We start from the raw sequence: 18,355 nt of genomic DNA, 5'->3' as shown, positions 1-18,355 counted from the left end.
ACTCTACTCCTGATAAAAATGGCGTACATTGTAGCGAAACTGACGGCAAAAGGCTGTCAGCAATCGACGGATCGCGTCTCATCCTGCTGATATTGCTTAAATGACTATGGTATAGTCACCTTGCTAAACAGAGTTTATCTTCGTAGGCTTAAACTTACATCCCACGGTTAAGTCAGAACGCTGACAGGAGGGCATGTGGAAAAATATTGTGAGTTAATACGCAAGCGGTATGCGGAAATAGCCAGCGGGGACCTTGGGTATATCCCGGATGCGCTAGGTTGCGTGTTGAAAGTATTGAATGAGGTTGCGGCGGATCAGGCCCTTGCTGAGTCAGTCAGGGAAAAGGCCGCATATGCGGCGGCAAACTTACTGGTGAGCGATTATGTCAATGAATGATACTTATCAACCCATCAATTGCGATGATTATGACAACCTCGAACTTGCCTGTCAGCACCATCTGGTCCTGGCGCTGGAGCTCAAAGATGGCGAACAGCTGCAAGCGAAGGCCAACGATCTTATCTCGCGCAAAAATATCGAGTATCTGGTCGTAGAGCTCGCCGGGAACGTCCGCGAACTGCGCCTGGATAAAATCGCCAGCTTCAGCCATCCGCAAATCGGTACGGTAGTCGTTAGCGAGTCCTGAATCAAAACGGGTGGCCTAGCCGCCCGTTTTCCTCCATCTCATCTGTAAGCCTTCACTTTCCTGAACTTTCCCATCGACGGTAATAAACAGACCATCGGCGGCGGCAATAAGCGTTTCGCCATAGAACAGTAGCGGAGTCGTATCGCGCCGCCAGGGCGCAACGCCCAGCTCCTGCCAGATTTTTTTCAGCTTGCGACCACCGTTGCGACCCACGATATGCAGATTACCGCTGGCACGAAAGCGAACAGTAACGGCTTCTCCCTCGCGCGGCCCGCGTAACGGCCCGCCGGACAGTAAACTCAGCTCGCCGAGACCGTCAGGCAACGGCAGCGGGCTGGCAGTATCGCGCCACTCCAGCATTGTCTCACTCTGGCCTGGAATATATCTCACCCAGTACAGACGCTGCTGGTAGCGGCGAACGGTAAACGGACCAAGGCGCAAACAGGGAAACGCATCCTCGCGCGCCATCGCCACTTCACGCCAGATACGCTCCGGCACCTCGCGCGAAGGCATTGGTGCATTGAGCCCAGCCAGCCAGCGGCGCAGCAGCGCGGCCCGCCGAGGTGCGCTCATAGTCGTCAACGGAGCGATAGTTAACGAACTGTCCTCAGCAACCAGCGTTGCCAGCTCGGCGGCCAGCATTTCATCCAGCAGCTGTTCCTGTTCGCCGCACAGGCTGGCGCTGCGCGCCACGGCCTCGGCAAAGTGCGGCCAGCGTGCATGAAGCAGCGGGAGAATCCGCAGGCGGAGAAAGTTGCGATCGTAAGCGTCATCCTGGTTGCTTTCGTCTTCAATCCAGCTGAGCTGACGGGCCATCGCCCACTGATGGAGGGAGTCACGGCTTTCGTGAAGCAGCGGGCGCAGCAGTTTCGTCCCGGCAAAATCGGACTCGCCGGCCATCGCCGAGAGCCCGGTAGGGCCGCTTCCCCGCTTAAGGGCTAACAGGAAGGTTTCGCACTGGTCGTCAAGATGCTGCGCGGTCACCAGCGCTTCGCCGGGCGCCAGCGCCGAACGAAATGCCTGGTAGCGCGCCTGCCGCGCATGAGCCTCAATTCCCAACCCCTCATCGGCGAGCGCGACCCGCTCTACCAGAATCGGCACCTGCCACTGCTGGCACATTTGCTGGCAGTGCGCCACCCAGTCGTCGGCGTTGGCGCTGAGCCCGTGGTGAATATGTATCGCCCTCAGGCGAACGGTGGGATCCTGCTCGCGCCAGAGCACCAGGCGATACAAAAGCACGCTCGAATCCAGCCCGCCGCTAAAGGCCACTAAAAAATGGCGGTGCGGCTGAAGCGTGTGCGCAATGTCCGGGATCATCATCATGAGAGTACTAACTGAGGTAAGCGTGTTCGGCACGTTACCCGCCAGAACACGCGCTGACAAGAATTACTGCTGATAAATCTCCAGCGGCAGCCCGTCCGGATCGTTAAAAAAGGTGAAACGCTTACCGGTAAAAGGGTCGATACGAACCCCTTCACAAGGCACACCGTGCGCCTCAAGATGAGCCACAGCGGCATCGACATCATCGACGCTAAACGCCAGATGGCGTAACCCGCAGGCTTCGGGGCGACTCGGACGCGAGGGAGGAAACGGGAATGAAAACAGTTCAATGACATATTCACCATTCAGCGCCAGATCGCCTTTCCAGGAATCACGCTCTGCGCGATAAAACTCCCCCTGCAGGGTGAACCCCAGGATGTCGCAGTAAAACGCTTTACTCTTCGCATAATCCGTCGCAATGATAGCGATATGGTGAACCCGTTTTAAACCCAGCATGGTACCACTCCTCCTGTTGAAGCCAACAACGTTACTCGCTCAGTTCATTATTGCGCAAGCGCTTAGTCATTTTTTAAGACTCGAACCCAGTACACCCCATCTTCATCGCGTTTCGCGCCGTGGATATCGGTTTCGAAGCCCGGATAGTGGCGACCAATAGAGCACAGCATGAGCAGGAAATTGAGCACCGCGCGGCTCTCTTCGGCGATCATCTCACCGGGCATCAGCAGCGGCACGCCGGGCGGGTACGGTAGGATCATATTCGCTGAAATACGCCCGACCAGATTTTCCAGTTCGATAGTTTCCACTTCACCTTTGATCTGCCGCTGCCAGGCCTGATGCGGCGTCATTTTCATCTCCGGCAGGACGTCAAAGGCGCTAAGCATCAGCTGCGAGAGCTGGTGCTGGCGAATCAGACGATGAATACCCTGCGCCAGATCCTGAATGCGCATATTGCGGTAAAAATCCGGATCTTCAGCGTACAGATCCGGCAGCATATTTTTCACTCGCAAATTGAGATCGTAAGAGCGTTTGAACTCAGTCAATCCGCGCAACAGTCCCATCGCTCGGGTTTTATCTATACCAATACTAAAAAGGAACAGCAGGTTGTACGGGCCCGTTTTCTCGACGACCACGCCGCGCTCATCAAGGAATTTCGCCACCAGCGCCGCCGGTATACCTTCATTATCCATATTACCCTGCTCATCCATGCCGGGCGTCAGAATCGTCACTTTCACCGGATCGAGGTACATATGGTCGCTATCGGCATCCTGAAAACCGTGCCACTGTTCACCGGGCGAAACCGGCCAGCACTGCGCTTCACCAATCTCTTCCGGCTGCCAGATATCAAAGAACCAACCGTCAGACTCCTCGCGTAATCGCTGCACCTCTTTACGAAAATCCAGCGCCCGCTCAATCGAACGCTGGATCAGTCGCCTGCCGGAATTACCCCGCAGCATGGCTGCCGCCGTTTCAATAGAGGCAACGATCGGGTAGCTCGGTGAGGTCGAGGTATGCATCATGAAGGCTTCATTGAAGGTATCTTCATCGTAGCTGCCTTTAATATGAATCAGCGAAGCCTGCGATAGCGCCGCCAGCATTTTGTGCGTCGACTGCGTTTCAAAGATCACTTTGCCCGGGATGCGATCGCCGCTCATCCCGCTTTTCCCCTGATAGATCGGATGGAAATGAGTGTAGGGTACCCAGGCGGAGTCAAAGTGGATTGACGACACGTCGAGGGTCTCTTTGATCCAGGTCGTGTTATACAGCAGCCCGTCATAGGTGGAGTTAGTGATCACCGCATGAACCGGCCACCCGGCGCCGCCGGTGGCGTTGACTTTTTGTTGAATACTATCGCGGGTAAATTCACGCTTGGGTATGCCGCCGAGGATCCCTAGCGCGTTGCGCGTCGGTTTCAGCCATAGCGGCACCACATCGCTCATCATCAGTAAATGGGCCAACGATTTATGGCAGTTGCGATCGATAAGCAGGGTACTGCCCGCCGGGGCAGAATACATACCAACAATTTTATTCGACGTCGAGGTTCCGTTGGTGACCATATAGCTCTGCTCGGCGCCGAAGGCGCGGGCAATATACTCCTCGGCCTCCAGATGCGGGCCGCTATGATCGAGCAGCGACCCCAGCTCCGTCACGGAAATAGAGACGTCGGCCTTTAAGGTATTACCGCCAAAGAAATCATAAAACAGACAACCCACCGGGCTTTTTTGATAGGCCGATCCGCCCATATGTCCAGGCGTACAGAAGGTATATTTTCCCTCCTGTACGTAGTTAAACAGCGCCCGGGTAAACGGCGGGGTGATGTTGTCGAGGTATTCGCGGGTGTATTGACCGATGCGGGTAGCGATCTCTTCCGAAAGCCCCAGCGCATATTCAAAGAACCATAGCGTCATACGCAGGTCCTGACTGCTGACGTCCATCGTCGAATGGGCGTTGATAAAGGCGTACAGCGGCAGATACTCATTTAAACGATTGATATCGCTGCACAGATCCACGCTGTACTCATCCCAATCGAAAATGACTCCGCAGATCCGCGGATTATGCTCAATAAACTGCAAAAGGTCGGCGCTATTTTGCGGCCAGATGGTCTGGAAACCTTGCCGTTGCAGGGCAGCTTCCAGTTCTTTCATCGGTTCGTCTTTATAATAGACGCCGTGGGGACCCATGATCGCAATAATATTCACGCTTTCCTCCAGGAATTGACCTAAGGAAAGCATAATAGCACCCCGCCAGCGCTTAGCGCTGGCGGATTTATCTCTATTACAACGCCTTCCACGCATCGCCCCAGGCAATGCCGGCGCCAGGCTCATAGTAAGTCGGCGCCACGTTGCACCATGCTCCTTCCGGAAGCGGTTTACACTGATACAGCGCGCCGTGGTTATTGACGATATCGCCCTCTTTCCATGTCTGGGTACTGCTCCAGGAAGGATAGCTAATGGTATCGCTATCTTTGCCATCCGTCGTTTCGTCCGCAGCAGCGGCTTTGGCCTTGACGTTCAGAGTGTAAGTTGCCGTGCTGGACAACGAACCGTCGCTTACCGTCAGGCTAACCACATACTGGGCATCGCGATCTTTTTCCGGTGCGGTGAAGGTAATTACGGCTTTATCCTGTCCGCTAAGGGTCTGGCCGTCCTGAGACATCCAGGTGTAGCTTAGCTTGTCGCCGTTCGCATCGGTAGAACCTTCCGCGCTCAGAGAAACCCTGGCACCAGCTTCAATTGCGCCAATCGGACCGGCGATGCGAGCCACCGGCGCCACGTTCGTCTCCTGCGCAGGTGTGGTATCGTCAGGCTTGACCGGCGTAATATCCTCGGACTGGCCGCTGTCATCAACGATATTAACGTTGAAGTGGCTCTGCACACACTTCGCATAGTCGCCCTCTTTAAAAGCGGTATACGGCGTCTGATAGCCCACCAACTGGCAGGCGTTAGTCTTGCCGTCAGCGGTGTCCGGACTCCATCCCCAATCCTCTTCCCAGTAAATCGGCAATGCGCCCGCACCGCCTTCATCGAACTGCTTCATATTCTTACAACCGAGAACTTCGTCGTCGGCAATCGGCACTTTGAGGTAGTTTGCGAACTCTTTGTAGTAAGCAATACGGTTAAGAGACTGCGCGTTCTCTTCCGCTCCGCCGCACTCAACGCCGCCGTTGATAATCTGAATGGTTACCCCAAAGCCTTCGACCAGGCCATTTGCTTTATCATGATCGTTTGGAACCCAGGTTCCGTCGATGACGTGCAGCATAGAGGGCTTCGGCGGCTGCGGATAAACGAAGAAGAAGACGGCGCTCGCCAGGTTCATCCAGGTATCCGCCACCAGCTCCGGTTTATCCAGCAGCGGACGAACGTCGCCATCGTACATTGCATCGGAGAACGGACCATAGTTGTAGTTATAGGACAGCTGTTTCGCTCCGCGGCCGAAGTAGCTCAGGTAGTCGCCGTCTTTATCTTTACCGCATGGCCAGGTCTGCCCCTGCCAGATAGAGGGATCGCATTCGCCGTTATAGCCGCCCTTCTGACCTTCAACCCAGCCAACCTCACGCAGATAAACCAGCGCCTGACGCCATTCGGGAATATCACGCCAGCTTTCATGGCCGCCGGTCTCCTGAGCAAAGTGGGCAAACATGGTTGCCAGCGATTTACGGCAGATGGCATCGCTGTCGCGTCCGTCGGTATAGGTTCCGCACACGGCAGGGAATTTACCAATAGCTTTCAGAAAATTAGAGTAGGTATATTCTGCGGCGCGCATCGGGAACAGATATTCCCAATCCTGTTCTGAAAGGATGCTTTCCACACGCTTAACGTTCGCCGGGTTGCTCGCCAGGCCCGGTGCGATTTTCTCCACTTCGCTGTTAGGCAGGGTTTGAATTGATGATTTAACCGACTCCATCAGCGGAAAGTCGGTTAAGGCTTTTTCTTTAGCGGCCAGGTCGCTCGCTTTCATGGTTGTCGCTTCCGTTGCGCCCAGCAGCGGTGCAGCCTGTGCGGCCCCCAGGCTTAACATGATCCCTGCGGCCACGGCGCTTATCGCGACGGTTTTGTGCAATGCCATAGAACTTCTCCTTTATCCTTGTTAACGGCCTGCCGGGTTGCAGTACCAGGCAGTCGCTACTGTTTTAAGGGAGTGCGGCATCATCGGCTAATCACATTAGCTCTTGTTCTTCTCACGTCATCTCAATAAACAACACATAAAAAAAGGGCCGGAAAATCCGACCCTTAGCGTTGAAAAATGAGATCAATAATCAGGCGTAGCCGTAGCTCATCAGGCGTTGGTAGCGGCGGTTCAGCAGTTCTTCCTCGCCAAGCACGTCGAGGTCAGCCAGATCGGCCAACAGCTGTTCTTTCAGTGAGGCTGCCATCGCTTCCGGATTACGATGCGCGCCGCCCAGCGGTTCAGGAATGATGGAGTCAATGAGCTTCAGCTCTTTCAGACGCGGAGCAACAATTCCCATCGCTTCAGCGGCCAACGGCGCTTTGTCAGCGCTTTTCCATAGAATGGACGCACAGCCTTCCGGGGAGATAACGGAATAGGTGCTGTACTGCAGCATATTCACTTTATCACCGACGCCAATCGCCAGCGCGCCGCCGGAGCCGCCTTCACCGATAACGGTGCAGATAACCGGCACGCTCAGACGGGACATTTCACGCAGGTTGCGAGCAATCGCTTCAGACTGGCCGCGTTCTTCCGCCCCGACGCCTGGATAAGCACCAGGGGTGTCGATGAAGGTAATGATCGGCATTTTAAAGCGCTCGGCCATTTCCATCAGACGCAGCGCTTTACGATAGCCTTCCGGCGCCGGCATACCGAAGTTGCGGCGAATTTTCTCTTTGGTTTCACGCCCTTTCTGGTGGCCGATAATCATCACCGGACGCCCGTCCAGACGCGCAATCCCGCCAACGATAGCTTTATCATCGGCGTAGGCGCGATCGCCGGCCAGTTCGTCGAATTCGTCGAAAGCCAGGCGGACATAATCCAGGGTGTATGGGCGACGTGGATGGCGGGCCAGCTGGGCAACCTGCCATGCACCAAGATCGGCGAAGATCTTGCGCGTCAGCTCTACGCTCTTTTCACGCAGGCGATGCACTTCTTCATCGATATTAATATCCAGTTTCTCATCCTGACGGCTAACCGCAGTCAGAGAATCGATTTTCGCTTCCAGCTCTGCAATCGGCTGTTCAAAATCAAGGAAATTCAGACTCATAGTATTCCTGTATTAGTCAAACTCCAGTTCCACCTGCTCCGAGCCGATAAGGCCACGCAGATCGTTAAGTAAACGATCGCTCGGAGAGACGCGCCATGTTGCGCCAAAACGCAACCGCGCGCGTGCATCCGCCCTCTGATAATAGAGGTGTACTGGAATAGTTCCCGAACGGTGGGGTTCCAGAGACTGACGGAGTCGGTTTAAAAGCTGGTCATCAATTTGCCTGTCCGTCAGCGAGATAGCAAGCCCGCGAGCATATTTTTCCCGGGCTTCGTCAATGTCCATGACTTCACGAGCGGTCATTTTAAGCCCCCCGCTGAAGTCATCAAAGCTGACCTGTCCGCTGACGATAAGTATGCGGTCTTTTTCCAGCAGCTGCTGGTATTTATCCAGAGCGTCGGTGAATAGCATCACCTCCAGACGCCCGGAACGGTCATCCAGCGTACAGATGCCGATACGATTGCCGCGCTTGGTGACCATGACCCGCGCGGCAATAACGAGCCCCGCCGCCGTGGTCACTTTACCACGATCGGTCGGATGCATGTCTTTGAGTCGTACGCCGCCAACGTAGCGTTCGATCTCTTTCAAATACTGGTTAATCGGGTGCCCGGTCAGGTACAGCCCCAGGGTCTCCCTTTCGCCATCCAGCACCACCTGTTCCGGCCACGGCTGGCAGCTGGCGTAGGACTGCTCGATTTGCTCCGGCTCTTCCGCCAGCACGCCGAACATGTCCGCCTGACCGATAGCTTCGGCTTTCGCGTGCTGATCGGCAGCCTTCAGCGCGTCGCCCAGCGAATTCATTAACGCCGCGCGATGCGGCCCGAGGCGGTCAAAGGCCCCGGACATGATCAGTTTTTCCAGCACCCGACGGTTGAGTTTTTTAATATCTGTACGCGCGCAGAGATCGAACAGTTCGCGGAAATAGCCGCCCTGATTACGGGCTTCAATGATCGCTTCAATCGGACCTTCGCCGACGCCTTTAATCGCGCCGATACCATAAACGATTTCGCCATCGTCGTTAACGTGGAAATGGTACAGGCCGGAGTTAATATCCGGCGGCAGAATCTTCAGCCCCATCCGCCAGCACTCATCCACGAGGCCGACGACTTTTTCGGTGTTATCCATATCCGCGGTCATCACCGCCGCCATAAATTCAGCCGGATAGTGCGCCTTCAGCCACAGCGTCTGATAGGACACTAAAGCATAAGCGGCAGAGTGCGATTTGTTAAAGCCATAACCGGCGAATTTCTCCACCAGGTCAAAGATCTTCATCGCCAGCTCGCCGTCAACGCCATTTTTCTTCGCGCCTTCTTCGAAGACAGAACGCTGCTTGGCCATCTCTTCCGGTTTTTTCTTACCCATCGCACGACGCAGCATATCCGCGCCGCCGAGGGTATAGCCGGAAAGCTCCTGGGCGATCTGCATGACCTGTTCCTGGTACAGGATAATGCCATAGGTTGGCTCCAGTACCGGTTTCAGACATTCATGCTGCCACTGTACGTCCGGATACGATATCTCTTCACGGCCGTGTTTACGGTCGATAAAGTTATCCACCATCCCCGACTGCAGCGGCCCCGGACGGAACAGGGCCACCAGGGCGATCATATCTTCGAAGCAGTCGGGCTGCAGACGCTTAATCAGATCCTTCATGCCGCGCGATTCAAGCTGGAAGACGGCGGTGGTTTCCGAGCGCTGCAGCATATCGAAGCTTTTTTTATCGTCGAGCGGAATAGCGGCGATATCCAGTGGCCCCTCGCCGTTCTTCTCGCGGCGGGCGTTGATCATCTCCAGCGCCCAGTTAATGATGGTGAGCGTACGCAAACCGAGGAAGTCGAACTTTACCAGCCCGGCATATTCGACATCGTTTTTATCAAACTGGGTAACCGGATGCTGGCCCGCTTCATCGCAGTATAGCGGGGCAAAATCGGTAATTTTCGTCGGCGCGATCACCACCCCGCCTGCGTGTTTACCGGCGTTACGGGTGACCCCTTCGAGCTTACGCGCCATGTCGATCAGCGCTTTAACCTCTTCATCCGCCTCGTAAATTTCCGGCAGTTGCGGTTCGGCTTCAAACGCTTTCGCCAGCGTCATCCCCGGGTCTGGCGGCACCAGCTTGGAAATACGATCCACAAAACCGTACGGGTGACCAAGCACGCGGCCAACGTCGCGGATTACCGCCTTCGCCGCCATGGTACCAAAGGTAATAATCTGCGAAACCGCATCGCGACCGTACATGTCCGCAACGTGCTCAATCACCTGGTCGCGTTTCTCCATGCAGAAGTCAACGTCGAAGTCGGGCATGGAGACACGTTCCGGATTAAGGAAACGTTCGAACAGCAGGTCAAATTCCAGCGGGTCGAGGTCAGTAATTTTCAGCGCGTAAGCCACCAGCGACCCGGCACCGGAACCACGTCCTGGCCCCACCGGCACGCCGTTATCCTTCGACCACTGGATAAACTCCATCACGATCAGGAAGTAACCAGGGAACCCCATCTGGTTAATCACCTGCAGCTCAACATCCAGACGCTCATCATATTCAGGACGGCGTTTAATCCGCTCTTCCGGATCGGGGAACAGGAATTCCAGGCGCTCTTCCAGACCCTCTTTGGATTTCTTAACCAGATAATCTTCGGTGGTCATATCCCCGGTCGGGAACTGCGGCAGGAAGTATTCACCAAGGCGCACGGTCACGTTACAGCGTTTGGCGATCTCAACGCTGTTTTCCAGCGCTTCGGGTATATCGGAAAAGAGCTCGCACATCTCTTCTTCGCTGCGCATATACTGCTGCGGCGAGTAGTTGCGCGGACGCTTTGGATCGTCGAGGGTAAAGCCGTCGTGGATGGCCACGCGGATTTCATGAGCATCGAAGTCGCCCGGTTCAAGGAAGCGAACGTCGTTGGTTGCCACCACCGGTAAGCCGCGAGTTTCCGCCAGCTTCACCGCCGCATGCAGATAAGACTCTTCATCCTGGCGGCCGGTGCGAATGAGCTCAAGGAAATAGCAATCAGGGAAATGCTGCGCATAAAAATCAACGCACTGATCCACCAGTGCCATATTGCCGCGCAGCAGACTACGGCCCACGTCGCCCATACGCCCGCCGGAGAGCAGAATTAAGCCTTCTTTTAATTCGATCAACCAGTCGCGATCGATAATCGGGCCCGCTGCGCCGTAGCCGCGCTGATAGGCTTTGGAGATCAGCAGCGTCAGGTTTTGATAGCCAGTATTATTCGCAGCCAATACCGTAAGCTGGCTCAGTTCATCGCCGAGCAGATCGCTCTGGACGTGGAAATCGGCCCCGACTATGGGTTTAATTCCGGCGCCGTGTCCCGTTCCGTAGAACTTCACCAGCCCGCAGAGGTTGGTAAAATCAGTGATCGCCAGCGCAGGCATGCCGAGCGCGGCCGCCTTTTTTACTAACGGTCCGGTTTTCGCCAGACCATCGATCATGGAATAGTCGCTGTGCACCCGCAGGTGTACGAAACGTGGTTCAGCCATCTTCAGATTCCGCGTTACTTTAGTGCTTGCGTGTCAGTTCAGGACGCCAGGCCCAGCGCGCGTTTCACCGGGCCAAAACTGCGCCGGTATTGCTCGATAACGCCATGTTCCAGCAGCTTTTGCAGATGAAAAGCGGTGGGATAACCTTTATGTTGTGCAAAGCCGTACTGTGGAAATTGCCGATCCAGCGCGGCCATTTCCGCATCGCGCGTGACTTTCGCCAGAATCGACGCGGCGCTGATTTCCGCCACCCGGCTATCGCCTTTGACAACCGCCAGCGAAGGTACGGGCAGCGGCGGACAGCGGTTACCATCAATAAGAACAAATTCCGGGGAGACGCGCAAACCCGCGACGGCGCGCTGCATGGCCAGCATGGTCGCGTGTAAAATATTCAGTTCATCGATTTCATGCGGCTCCGCCCGACCCAGGCTCCAGCACAGCGCTTTTTCTTTGATCTCATCAAATAGCGCCAGGCGCCGTTTTTCGCTGAGCTTTTTCGAGTCATTAAGACCCACAATCGGTCTGGCCGGATCGAGTATCACCGCAGCCGTCACCACCGCGCCAACCAGCGGACCGCGTCCGACTTCATCGACTCCCGCAACCAGATGGGTATGCGGATACACGAATTCCATCATTTTGCTAACTCCAGAACTGCATCCGCCGCCTGCTCATCAGCGTTGCAGCGGATCTGCTGATGCAGCGCGCGGAAGGTTTCATGCATATCGTGGCTGGTTTTACCGTCGGCCAGCAGCGGCTTCAGCGCCTCCGCCAGCGCCTGCGGTCGGCATTCATCCTGCAGCAGCTCTTTAACCAGTTCACGCCCGGCCAGTAAGTTCGGTAACGACACGTAGTCGGTCTTCACCAGCCGTTTCGCCAGCCAGAAGGTAAAGGGCTTCATCCGATAACCAACTACCATCGGGCACTTAGCCAGCATACACTCCAGTGCAGCCGTGCCGGAGGCCAGCAGCGCAGCATCGCTGGCGATCATTGCATCGCGAGCCCGCCCATCCAGTAGATGAACGGCCAGCTCCGGCGCCGTTTCCGCCTTGATACGCTCAAACTGTTCCCGCCGCTTCGCGTTGACCAGCGGAACGACCACTTCCAGATCGGGATAATATTCTCGCAGGATTTGCGCCGTTTTCAGGAAGTCGGCGCTGAGCATCTCGACTTCTGCCCCACGGCTACCCGGCAGCAGCGCCAGGCAGTGTACGTCACGCGCGATCCCCAGACGGTCGCGCGCCGCGTCTTTGTCCGGGTCCAGCGGCATCGCATCCGCCATCGTGTGGCCGATAAACCGGCAGGGAACGTTAAATTTGTCATAAAACGCTTTTTCGAAAGGCAGGAATGCCAGAACCAGATCGGTGGATCTGCCAATTTTGAAAACGCGTTTTTGCCGCCATGCCCAAACCGATGGGCTGACGTAATGGATCGTTTTGATACCCTGCTTCTTCAGATTACCTTCGAGGGTGATATTGAAGTCAGGCGCATCAATACCGACGAACACGTCTGGTTTAAGCTCGGTAAAACGTCGGGTGAGATCGGCGCGAATGTGCAGCAGTCGACGCAGGCGTCCCAGCACTTCAACAATGCCCATCACCGCCAGCTCTTCCATCTCGTACCAGGCCTCGCAGCCTTCCGCCTGCATTAACGGCCCGGCAACGCCTACAAAACGAGCATCAGGCATACGGGCTTTGAGCGCGCGAATAAGACCGGCACCAAGAATATCGCCGGAGGTTTCTCCGGCGACCAGGGCAATCGTCAGGGGACGTGATTCAGCCATTAACGAATCAGGCCGCGCGTGGAGCGAGCAAAGAAGTCGGTAAATGTCTGCACTTCAGGATACTGTGTCGCCAGTTCGGCGATCTCGGCTTTCGCTTCATCCAGCGTTTTACCGCTGCGGTACAGTAGCTTATAGGCGTTACGAATCGCAGTGATCGCCTCACGGCTGAAGCCGCGACGCTTCAACCCTTCGATGTTAACGCCAAACGGCGTTGCGTGGTTGCCCTGAGCAATAACGAACGGCGGAACGTCTTGCGCTACGCCGGAGCAGCCGCCCACCATCACGTGCGCGCCAATAATGCAGAACTGATGCACGGCAGTCATGCCGCCGATGATAACAAAATCATCCAGCGAAACATGACCTGCGAGGGTGGCGTTATTAGCCAGAATACAGCGGTCGCCAAGCGTACAATCATGCGCCACGTGGGCGTTGATCATCAGCAGGTTATCGCTGCCCACCTTCGTTAATCCACCGCCCTGTACTGTGCCACGATGAATGGTGACGCTTTCGCGGATGCGGTTGCGATCGCCAATTTCCACGCGGGTCGGTTCGCCAGCATATTTCAGATCCTGGTTAACTTCACCGATGGAAGCGAACTGATAGATCTCGTTGTCGCGGCCAATTTTGGTATGACCGTTGATGACAACGTGAGATTTCAGTACGGTGCCTTCGCCGATTTCGACGTTAGCGCCAACAATACAAAACGGGCCAATGTGGACGTTAGCGCCAATAACGGCGCCTTCTTCTACAATGGCGGTAGGATGAATAAAGGCGGTTTTATCAATCACGTATCAGGCCTCCCGGCTACGGGCACACATCATCGTTGCTTCGCAAACCACTTTCCCGTCCACCGTCGCAACGCCTTTGAAACGAGTCAGGCCGCGACGGGTTTTCTCAAAAGTGACTTCCATAATCATCTGATCGCCAGGCACGACCGGACGTTTGAAACGCGCTTCGTCAATCCCGGCAAAATAATACAGCTCGCCCGGTTCCAGTTTTCCAACGCTTTTGAATGCCAGAATGCCGGTAGCCTGGGCCATCGCTTCCAGAATCAGTACGCCCGGTAAAATCGGCTTACCAGGGAAGTGCCCCTGGAAAAACGGCTCATTTACAGAAACATTTTTTACTGCGCGTAGAAAACGACCTTCTTCAAAATCCAGCACGCGATCGACCAGCAGGAACGGGTAACGGTGAGGCAGCAGTTCCAGAATCTCTTCAATGTGCAGAGTATGAGTGTCAGTAGTCAAAATACTCTTCCTGTCTAAATATACTAAAAGGCAATAATAACACGGCCTGCGGCAATCTCATGAATGCAACAGGCCGAAAATTTAAATGTGGCTGGAGAAGCACTAATCTTGTTGATTAACCTTGCGCTCAATGGCTTTGAGACGCTTGCTCATATCATCAATATTCAGTACCAGCGCAGCGGTCTTGCGCCAGACCTTATTCGGCTGCAGCGGGATACCTGAAGAGTAAACGCCTGGCTCGGTGATCGGTCGCATAACCATCCCCATACCCGTGACGGTGACTTTATCGCAGATTTCCATGTGGCCGTTGATCACGCTGGCTCCGCCGATCATGCAGTAGCGGCCAATCTTGAGGCTGCCCGCCATAATCACGCCACCAGCAACTGCGGTGTTGTCGCCAATTACCACGTTGTGCGCAATCTGACACTGGTTATCAATAATCACGCCGTTACCAATGACGGTGTCGTCCAGCGCACCGCGATCGATGGTCGTACAAGCGCCTATCTCCACGCGATCGCCGATAATGACGCGACCCAGCTGCGGGATCTTAACCCAGTTGCCGCGATCGTTCGCGTAGCCGAAGCCATCTGCGCCAATCACCGTGCTGGACTGAATCAGGCAATTCTCGCCGATCTCAATGTCGTGGTAAACGGTGACGTTGGCCCATAAACGCGAGCCGGCACCTATTTTCGTATTTTTCCCAACGAAGCAACCGGCGCCGATAACCACGTTATCACCGAGGATAACACCCGACTCGATAACGGCATTCGGGCCAATCGCTACGTGAGTACCCAGCTTCGCCGTGGCATCGATGACCGCGCTCGGCGCGATATCCTGCGCCGGCTGCGGCGTGGTATCAAGAATTTGAGCCATGCGCGCGTAGGTCAGGTAGGGATTACGCACTACCAGCGCGGCGCTGTGGGCAAAAGGCAAATCATCCTGCGTCATCACGACGGCAGATGCCTGGCAAGCGGCCAGGTGTTCACGGTACTTAGGATTTACCATGAAAGTAATATGGCCCGCTTTCGCGGACTGCATGGACGCAACGCCGGTGATGACGATATCGCCATCACCGTGTAATTCTGCATCCAACTGCTGGGCTAAATCAGCCAGTCGAATTGAAGGCATTACTTATTTAACCTGTTTCAGCACATCAGCGGTGATGTCTTTTACATCGCTGCTGTTGTATGCAACGGCATTAGAGTCAACAACCAGATCGATGCTCTGATCTTTAGCGACGCTCTGCACAGCGCTCTGGATACGAGTCACCAGCTTGCCGCGCTCTTCGTTAGAACGACGTGCACGATCCTGTTCAAAAGACTGCGCTTTCTGGGAGAAAGTCTGGCGCTGAGCCATCACGTCTTTTTCCAGTTTGGTACGGTCAGAGCCCGCTTTCATGGACTGCAGACGCTGCATTTTAGACTGCAGGTCGCCTTCCATACGCTGCAGCTCGCTCGCGCGGCCTTTAAACTCGTTTTCCAGCGTGTTAGAAACGCCTGTTTTCTGGGCAACCTGCTGGAACAGGCTGTTCATGTTAACCATTGCAATCTTATCTGCCGCCTGAGCGGAAGTTACCATTGCTAAACCCAGACCTGCAGCTAATAACCACTTTTTCACAATTAACTCCTTACCATCCCATGAGTACCCAGGGGTACCGTTATTTGCGTGGCCAGGCGATAACCTCAGTTATCGCCAATAGTCAGCGCTATACTGCAACTGCACTTACATTCCATTGTAGCCAACACAATTACCATGTTTTACCGATGTTAAACTGGAACTGTTCAGCTTTGTCTCCATCGTACTTTTTAAACGGCTGAGCGTAGGAGAATACCAACGGTCCTAACGGCGACATCCACTGCACTGCGATACCCGCAGACATACGAATGTTGTTCGGATCGCTATAGTCAGGAACACCAGCGGCTCTCGTATCCGCCGTATTCTGCCAGTTTGTATCCCACACGGTGCCCATATCCCAGAAGAAGGAAGTACGGACCGAATTCGCATATTTATCGCTGATAAACGGCGTTGGAGTAATCAGCTCAAGGCTGGCCACCGCCATGGCGTTACCGCCCACCGCATCATCAGACTTACATAGACCTGCGGAGTTAGAATCGCATTCGTTATCGTATCCATCATCACCATCATGGCGGCTGCTGGCTGGTTTATAAACAGCCTTCGGACCGATAGTGTTGGACTGGAAGCCACGCACGGTACTTGAACCACCGGCATAGAAGTTCTCATAGAACGGCATTTCTTTACTACCAATACCGTCACCATAACCCCATCTGGTTCGACCTAATACCACCCACTTATGATCGTCGTCGATCGGTACATAGGTCGCGGTATCCAGCGTCGCTTTGTAGTATTCGTTATCCGAACCCGGAATCGTCACTTTACCGTTCAGGTTGACGCGTGAACCTTCGGTCGGGAAGAAGCCCCGGTCGAGCTTGTTATACGTCCAGCCGTAGTTGAAGGTGAAGTCGTCAGCGCTGAACGAGTTTCGGTCGTTCGTATCATTCGGCGTTTGGCCCATTGAGTTCAGATAACGCCACATAGCAACCTGAGGCTGCATATTGGACAGCTTGTTATGCACATAGCCGAGACCCGCGCGCAGCGAATTGTACTCGTTGACCGGGAAGCCCAGCGTAATATCTGTACCATAGCTCTTGTTGGTATAGTCAGACAGATCCGCATCGTTAGCATCGAAGTCGTTATAGAAAACACGACCGCCGAGGCTGACGCCATCCACGGTAAAGTACGGGTTCGTCACCGACAGTTCAGTATAGGTCTGGTAATCGTTTTTGGTGCCGTTAATTCCCACAGAATAGCCGGTACCGAGCCAGTTATCCTGCTGAACGCCGGCCTGGAAGCTTACGCCGCTTTCCGTACCGTAACCCACGCCAAAGTTAAAGCTACCGGTATTGCGTTCTTTAACTTTATAGACCACGTCAACCTGATCCGGGCTGCCCGGCACGCGCTGCGTATCGGTATCAACCGTTTCAAAGTAGCCCAGACGATTCAGACGATCTTTCCCCTGGTCGACCAGGTCGCTGCCCAGCCAGGCACCTTCCATCTGACGCATTTCGCGACGCAGAACGGCATCTTTCGAGGTATCGTTGCCTTCGAAGCGAATTTTACGCACGTAGTAGCGGTTACCCGCATCGACGTTTACGTGCAGCTTCACGGTCTTATCACTATCGTTGATTTCCGGCTGGGACTGAACGCGCGGATAGGCGTAACCGTAGCGACCGAGGAGTTTCTTAATGTCATTCTCCATTTTGGTCACTTTGGTGCCGTTATACAGCTCACCCGGTTCAACTTTAGTCAGCGCTTCGATTTCTGCCGAATGCCCTGCCAGGTCTCCCGTCACCTGCACGCCAGAAAGCTTGTACTGATCGCCTTCGGTAATGTTGATGGTGATGTAGATCCCTTTTTTATCCGGCGTCAGGCTAACCTGCGTGGAGTCAATGTTGAAACGAGCATAGCCGCGATCCAGATAGTAGCTGCGCAGCGTTTCGAGATCTCCCGCCAGCTTCTGTTTCTGATATTTGCGATCGCCGACCACGTTCCACCACGGCACTTCATCGCGCAGCTGGAAGGTAGAAATCAGTTCATCGGTGCTGAATGCATGATTGCCGACGATATTGATCTGCTGGATTTTCGCTGAGACGCCTTCCTGGAATACCAGTTTCAGGTCGACACGGTTACGCGGCAGCGGCGTCACGACAGCTTTAACGCTGGCGCTATACTTACCGACGCTATAGTAGAAATCCTCCAGCCCCTTTTCGATATCAGCAAGCGTGGTGCGATCGAGAGATTCCCCTACGCGTACGCCGGATGCCTCAAGGTTTTGCTTGAGCATGTCATCTTTAACCGACTTGTTGCCGGAGAAAGTGATGCTGGCAATCGTTGGACGCTCTTTCACCTGCACCAGCAGGGTATCACCATCGCGCAGAACGCGAACGTCCTCAAAGTTGCCGGTGGCAAACAGGGCACGGATGGTATTACTGATATCATCATCGGTTACGGTATCGCCAGGACGCACTGGCATACTGAGGAGGGCCGCACCAACAGCGACACGCTGAAGGCCTTCGAAATGAATGTCCTTCACCACGAACCCGTCAGCACCGTATACGGTTGCGCTGCTAAACAGCAGCGACGCTATGAGCAACTTTTTCATCGCCATCGTTATTATG

General features: G+C 54.8%; 15 protein-coding genes. 2 read left to right on the top strand and 13 right to left on the bottom strand.

Annotated elements, in window-relative coordinates; genetic code table 11:
• Positions 1-195 precede the first annotated feature (195 nt).
• Both KO1_RS19420 and rof read left to right on the top strand, forming a co-directional pair.
• Positions 196-396: a YaeP family protein gene (locus KO1_RS19420; RefSeq protein WP_004107902.1), complete on the top strand. Its 201-nt coding sequence runs from the start codon at positions 196-198 to the stop codon at positions 394-396.
• Positions 383-643, top strand: a complete 261-nt coding sequence (gene rof, locus KO1_RS19415; RefSeq protein ID WP_004107903.1) for a Rho-binding antiterminator — start codon at positions 383-385, stop codon at positions 641-643. Before KO1_RS19420 ends, rof begins: the two co-directional genes overlap by 14 nt.
• A 15-nt stretch (positions 644-658) precedes the next feature.
• Here the strand turns inward: rof and tilS are convergent, their stop codons facing one another.
• From tilS to bamA, 13 genes are all read right to left on the bottom strand, one after another.
• Positions 659-1,966 (bottom strand): tRNA lysidine(34) synthetase TilS, encoded by a 1,308-nt coding sequence (tilS, locus tag KO1_RS19410; RefSeq protein WP_064407089.1) that lies wholly within the window; start codon positions 1,964-1,966, stop codon positions 659-661.
• A gap of 63 nt (positions 1,967-2,029) precedes the next feature.
• Positions 2,030-2,419, bottom strand: a complete 390-nt coding sequence (locus KO1_RS19405; RefSeq protein WP_004107908.1) for a VOC family protein — start codon at positions 2,417-2,419, stop codon at positions 2,030-2,032.
• Positions 2,420-2,481: 62 nt separating this feature from the next.
• Entirely contained in the window at positions 2,482-4,620 is a 2,139-nt protein-coding gene (locus KO1_RS19400; RefSeq protein ID WP_024273750.1) for a lysine decarboxylase LdcC, read from the bottom strand.
• Positions 4,621-4,696: 76 nt separating this feature from the next.
• Positions 4,697-6,487, bottom strand: a complete 1,791-nt coding sequence (locus tag KO1_RS19395) for a chitinase (protein ID WP_004107911.1) — start codon at positions 6,485-6,487, stop codon at positions 4,697-4,699.
• A 190-nt stretch (positions 6,488-6,677) separates the two neighbouring features.
• Positions 6,678-7,637: an acetyl-CoA carboxylase carboxyl transferase subunit alpha gene (gene accA / locus KO1_RS19390; RefSeq protein WP_004107912.1), complete on the bottom strand. Its 960-nt coding sequence runs from the start codon at positions 7,635-7,637 to the stop codon at positions 6,678-6,680.
• Between the two features lie 12 nt (positions 7,638-7,649).
• Positions 7,650-11,132 (bottom strand): DNA polymerase III subunit alpha, encoded by a 3,483-nt coding sequence (dnaE, locus tag KO1_RS19385; RefSeq protein ID WP_004107913.1) that lies wholly within the window; start codon positions 11,130-11,132, stop codon positions 7,650-7,652.
• A 38-nt stretch (positions 11,133-11,170) separates the two neighbouring features.
• A complete protein-coding gene (gene rnhB / locus KO1_RS19380) occupies positions 11,171-11,767 on the bottom strand; it encodes a ribonuclease HII (RefSeq protein WP_004107914.1) in 597 nt (198 codons plus the stop codon).
• Positions 11,764-12,912, bottom strand: coding sequence for a lipid-A-disaccharide synthase (gene lpxB / locus KO1_RS19375; protein ID WP_004107922.1), 1,149 nt, complete (start codon positions 12,910-12,912; stop codon positions 11,764-11,766). The genes rnhB and lpxB overlap by 4 nt, the downstream gene beginning before the upstream one ends.
• On the bottom strand, positions 12,912-13,700 hold the full coding sequence (lpxA, locus tag KO1_RS19370) for an acyl-ACP--UDP-N-acetylglucosamine O-acyltransferase (RefSeq protein ID WP_004110721.1): 789 nt from the start codon (positions 13,698-13,700) through the stop codon (positions 12,912-12,914). The genes lpxB and lpxA overlap by 1 nt, the downstream gene beginning before the upstream one ends.
• Before the next feature lie 3 nt (positions 13,701-13,703).
• On the bottom strand, positions 13,704-14,159 hold the full coding sequence (gene fabZ / locus KO1_RS19365) for a 3-hydroxyacyl-ACP dehydratase FabZ (protein WP_004098761.1): 456 nt from the start codon (positions 14,157-14,159) through the stop codon (positions 13,704-13,706).
• 102 nt (positions 14,160-14,261) lie between these two features.
• A complete protein-coding gene (lpxD, locus tag KO1_RS19360) occupies positions 14,262-15,287 on the bottom strand; it encodes a UDP-3-O-(3-hydroxymyristoyl)glucosamine N-acyltransferase (protein WP_004107927.1) in 1,026 nt (341 codons plus the stop codon).
• Between the two features lie 3 nt (positions 15,288-15,290).
• Positions 15,291-15,776 carry a molecular chaperone Skp gene (gene skp, locus KO1_RS19355; RefSeq protein WP_004098757.1) on the bottom strand — a complete coding sequence of 162 codons (486 nt, stop codon included), beginning with the start codon at positions 15,774-15,776 and terminating at the stop codon, positions 15,291-15,293.
• Between the two features lie 130 nt (positions 15,777-15,906).
• Positions 15,907-18,345 carry an outer membrane protein assembly factor BamA gene (gene bamA, locus KO1_RS19350; RefSeq protein ID WP_004107929.1) on the bottom strand — a complete coding sequence of 813 codons (2,439 nt, stop codon included), beginning with the start codon at positions 18,343-18,345 and terminating at the stop codon, positions 15,907-15,909.
• Between the last annotated feature and the right edge of the window lie 10 nt (positions 18,346-18,355).

This window comes from Klebsiella oxytoca NBRC 105695 (assembly GCF_001598695.1).
GTDB lineage: Bacteria > Pseudomonadota > Gammaproteobacteria > Enterobacterales > Enterobacteriaceae > Klebsiella > Klebsiella oxytoca.
The sequence above is the reverse complement of the archived record's forward strand: the minus strand, read 5'-3'. Positions and strand labels throughout refer to the sequence as shown.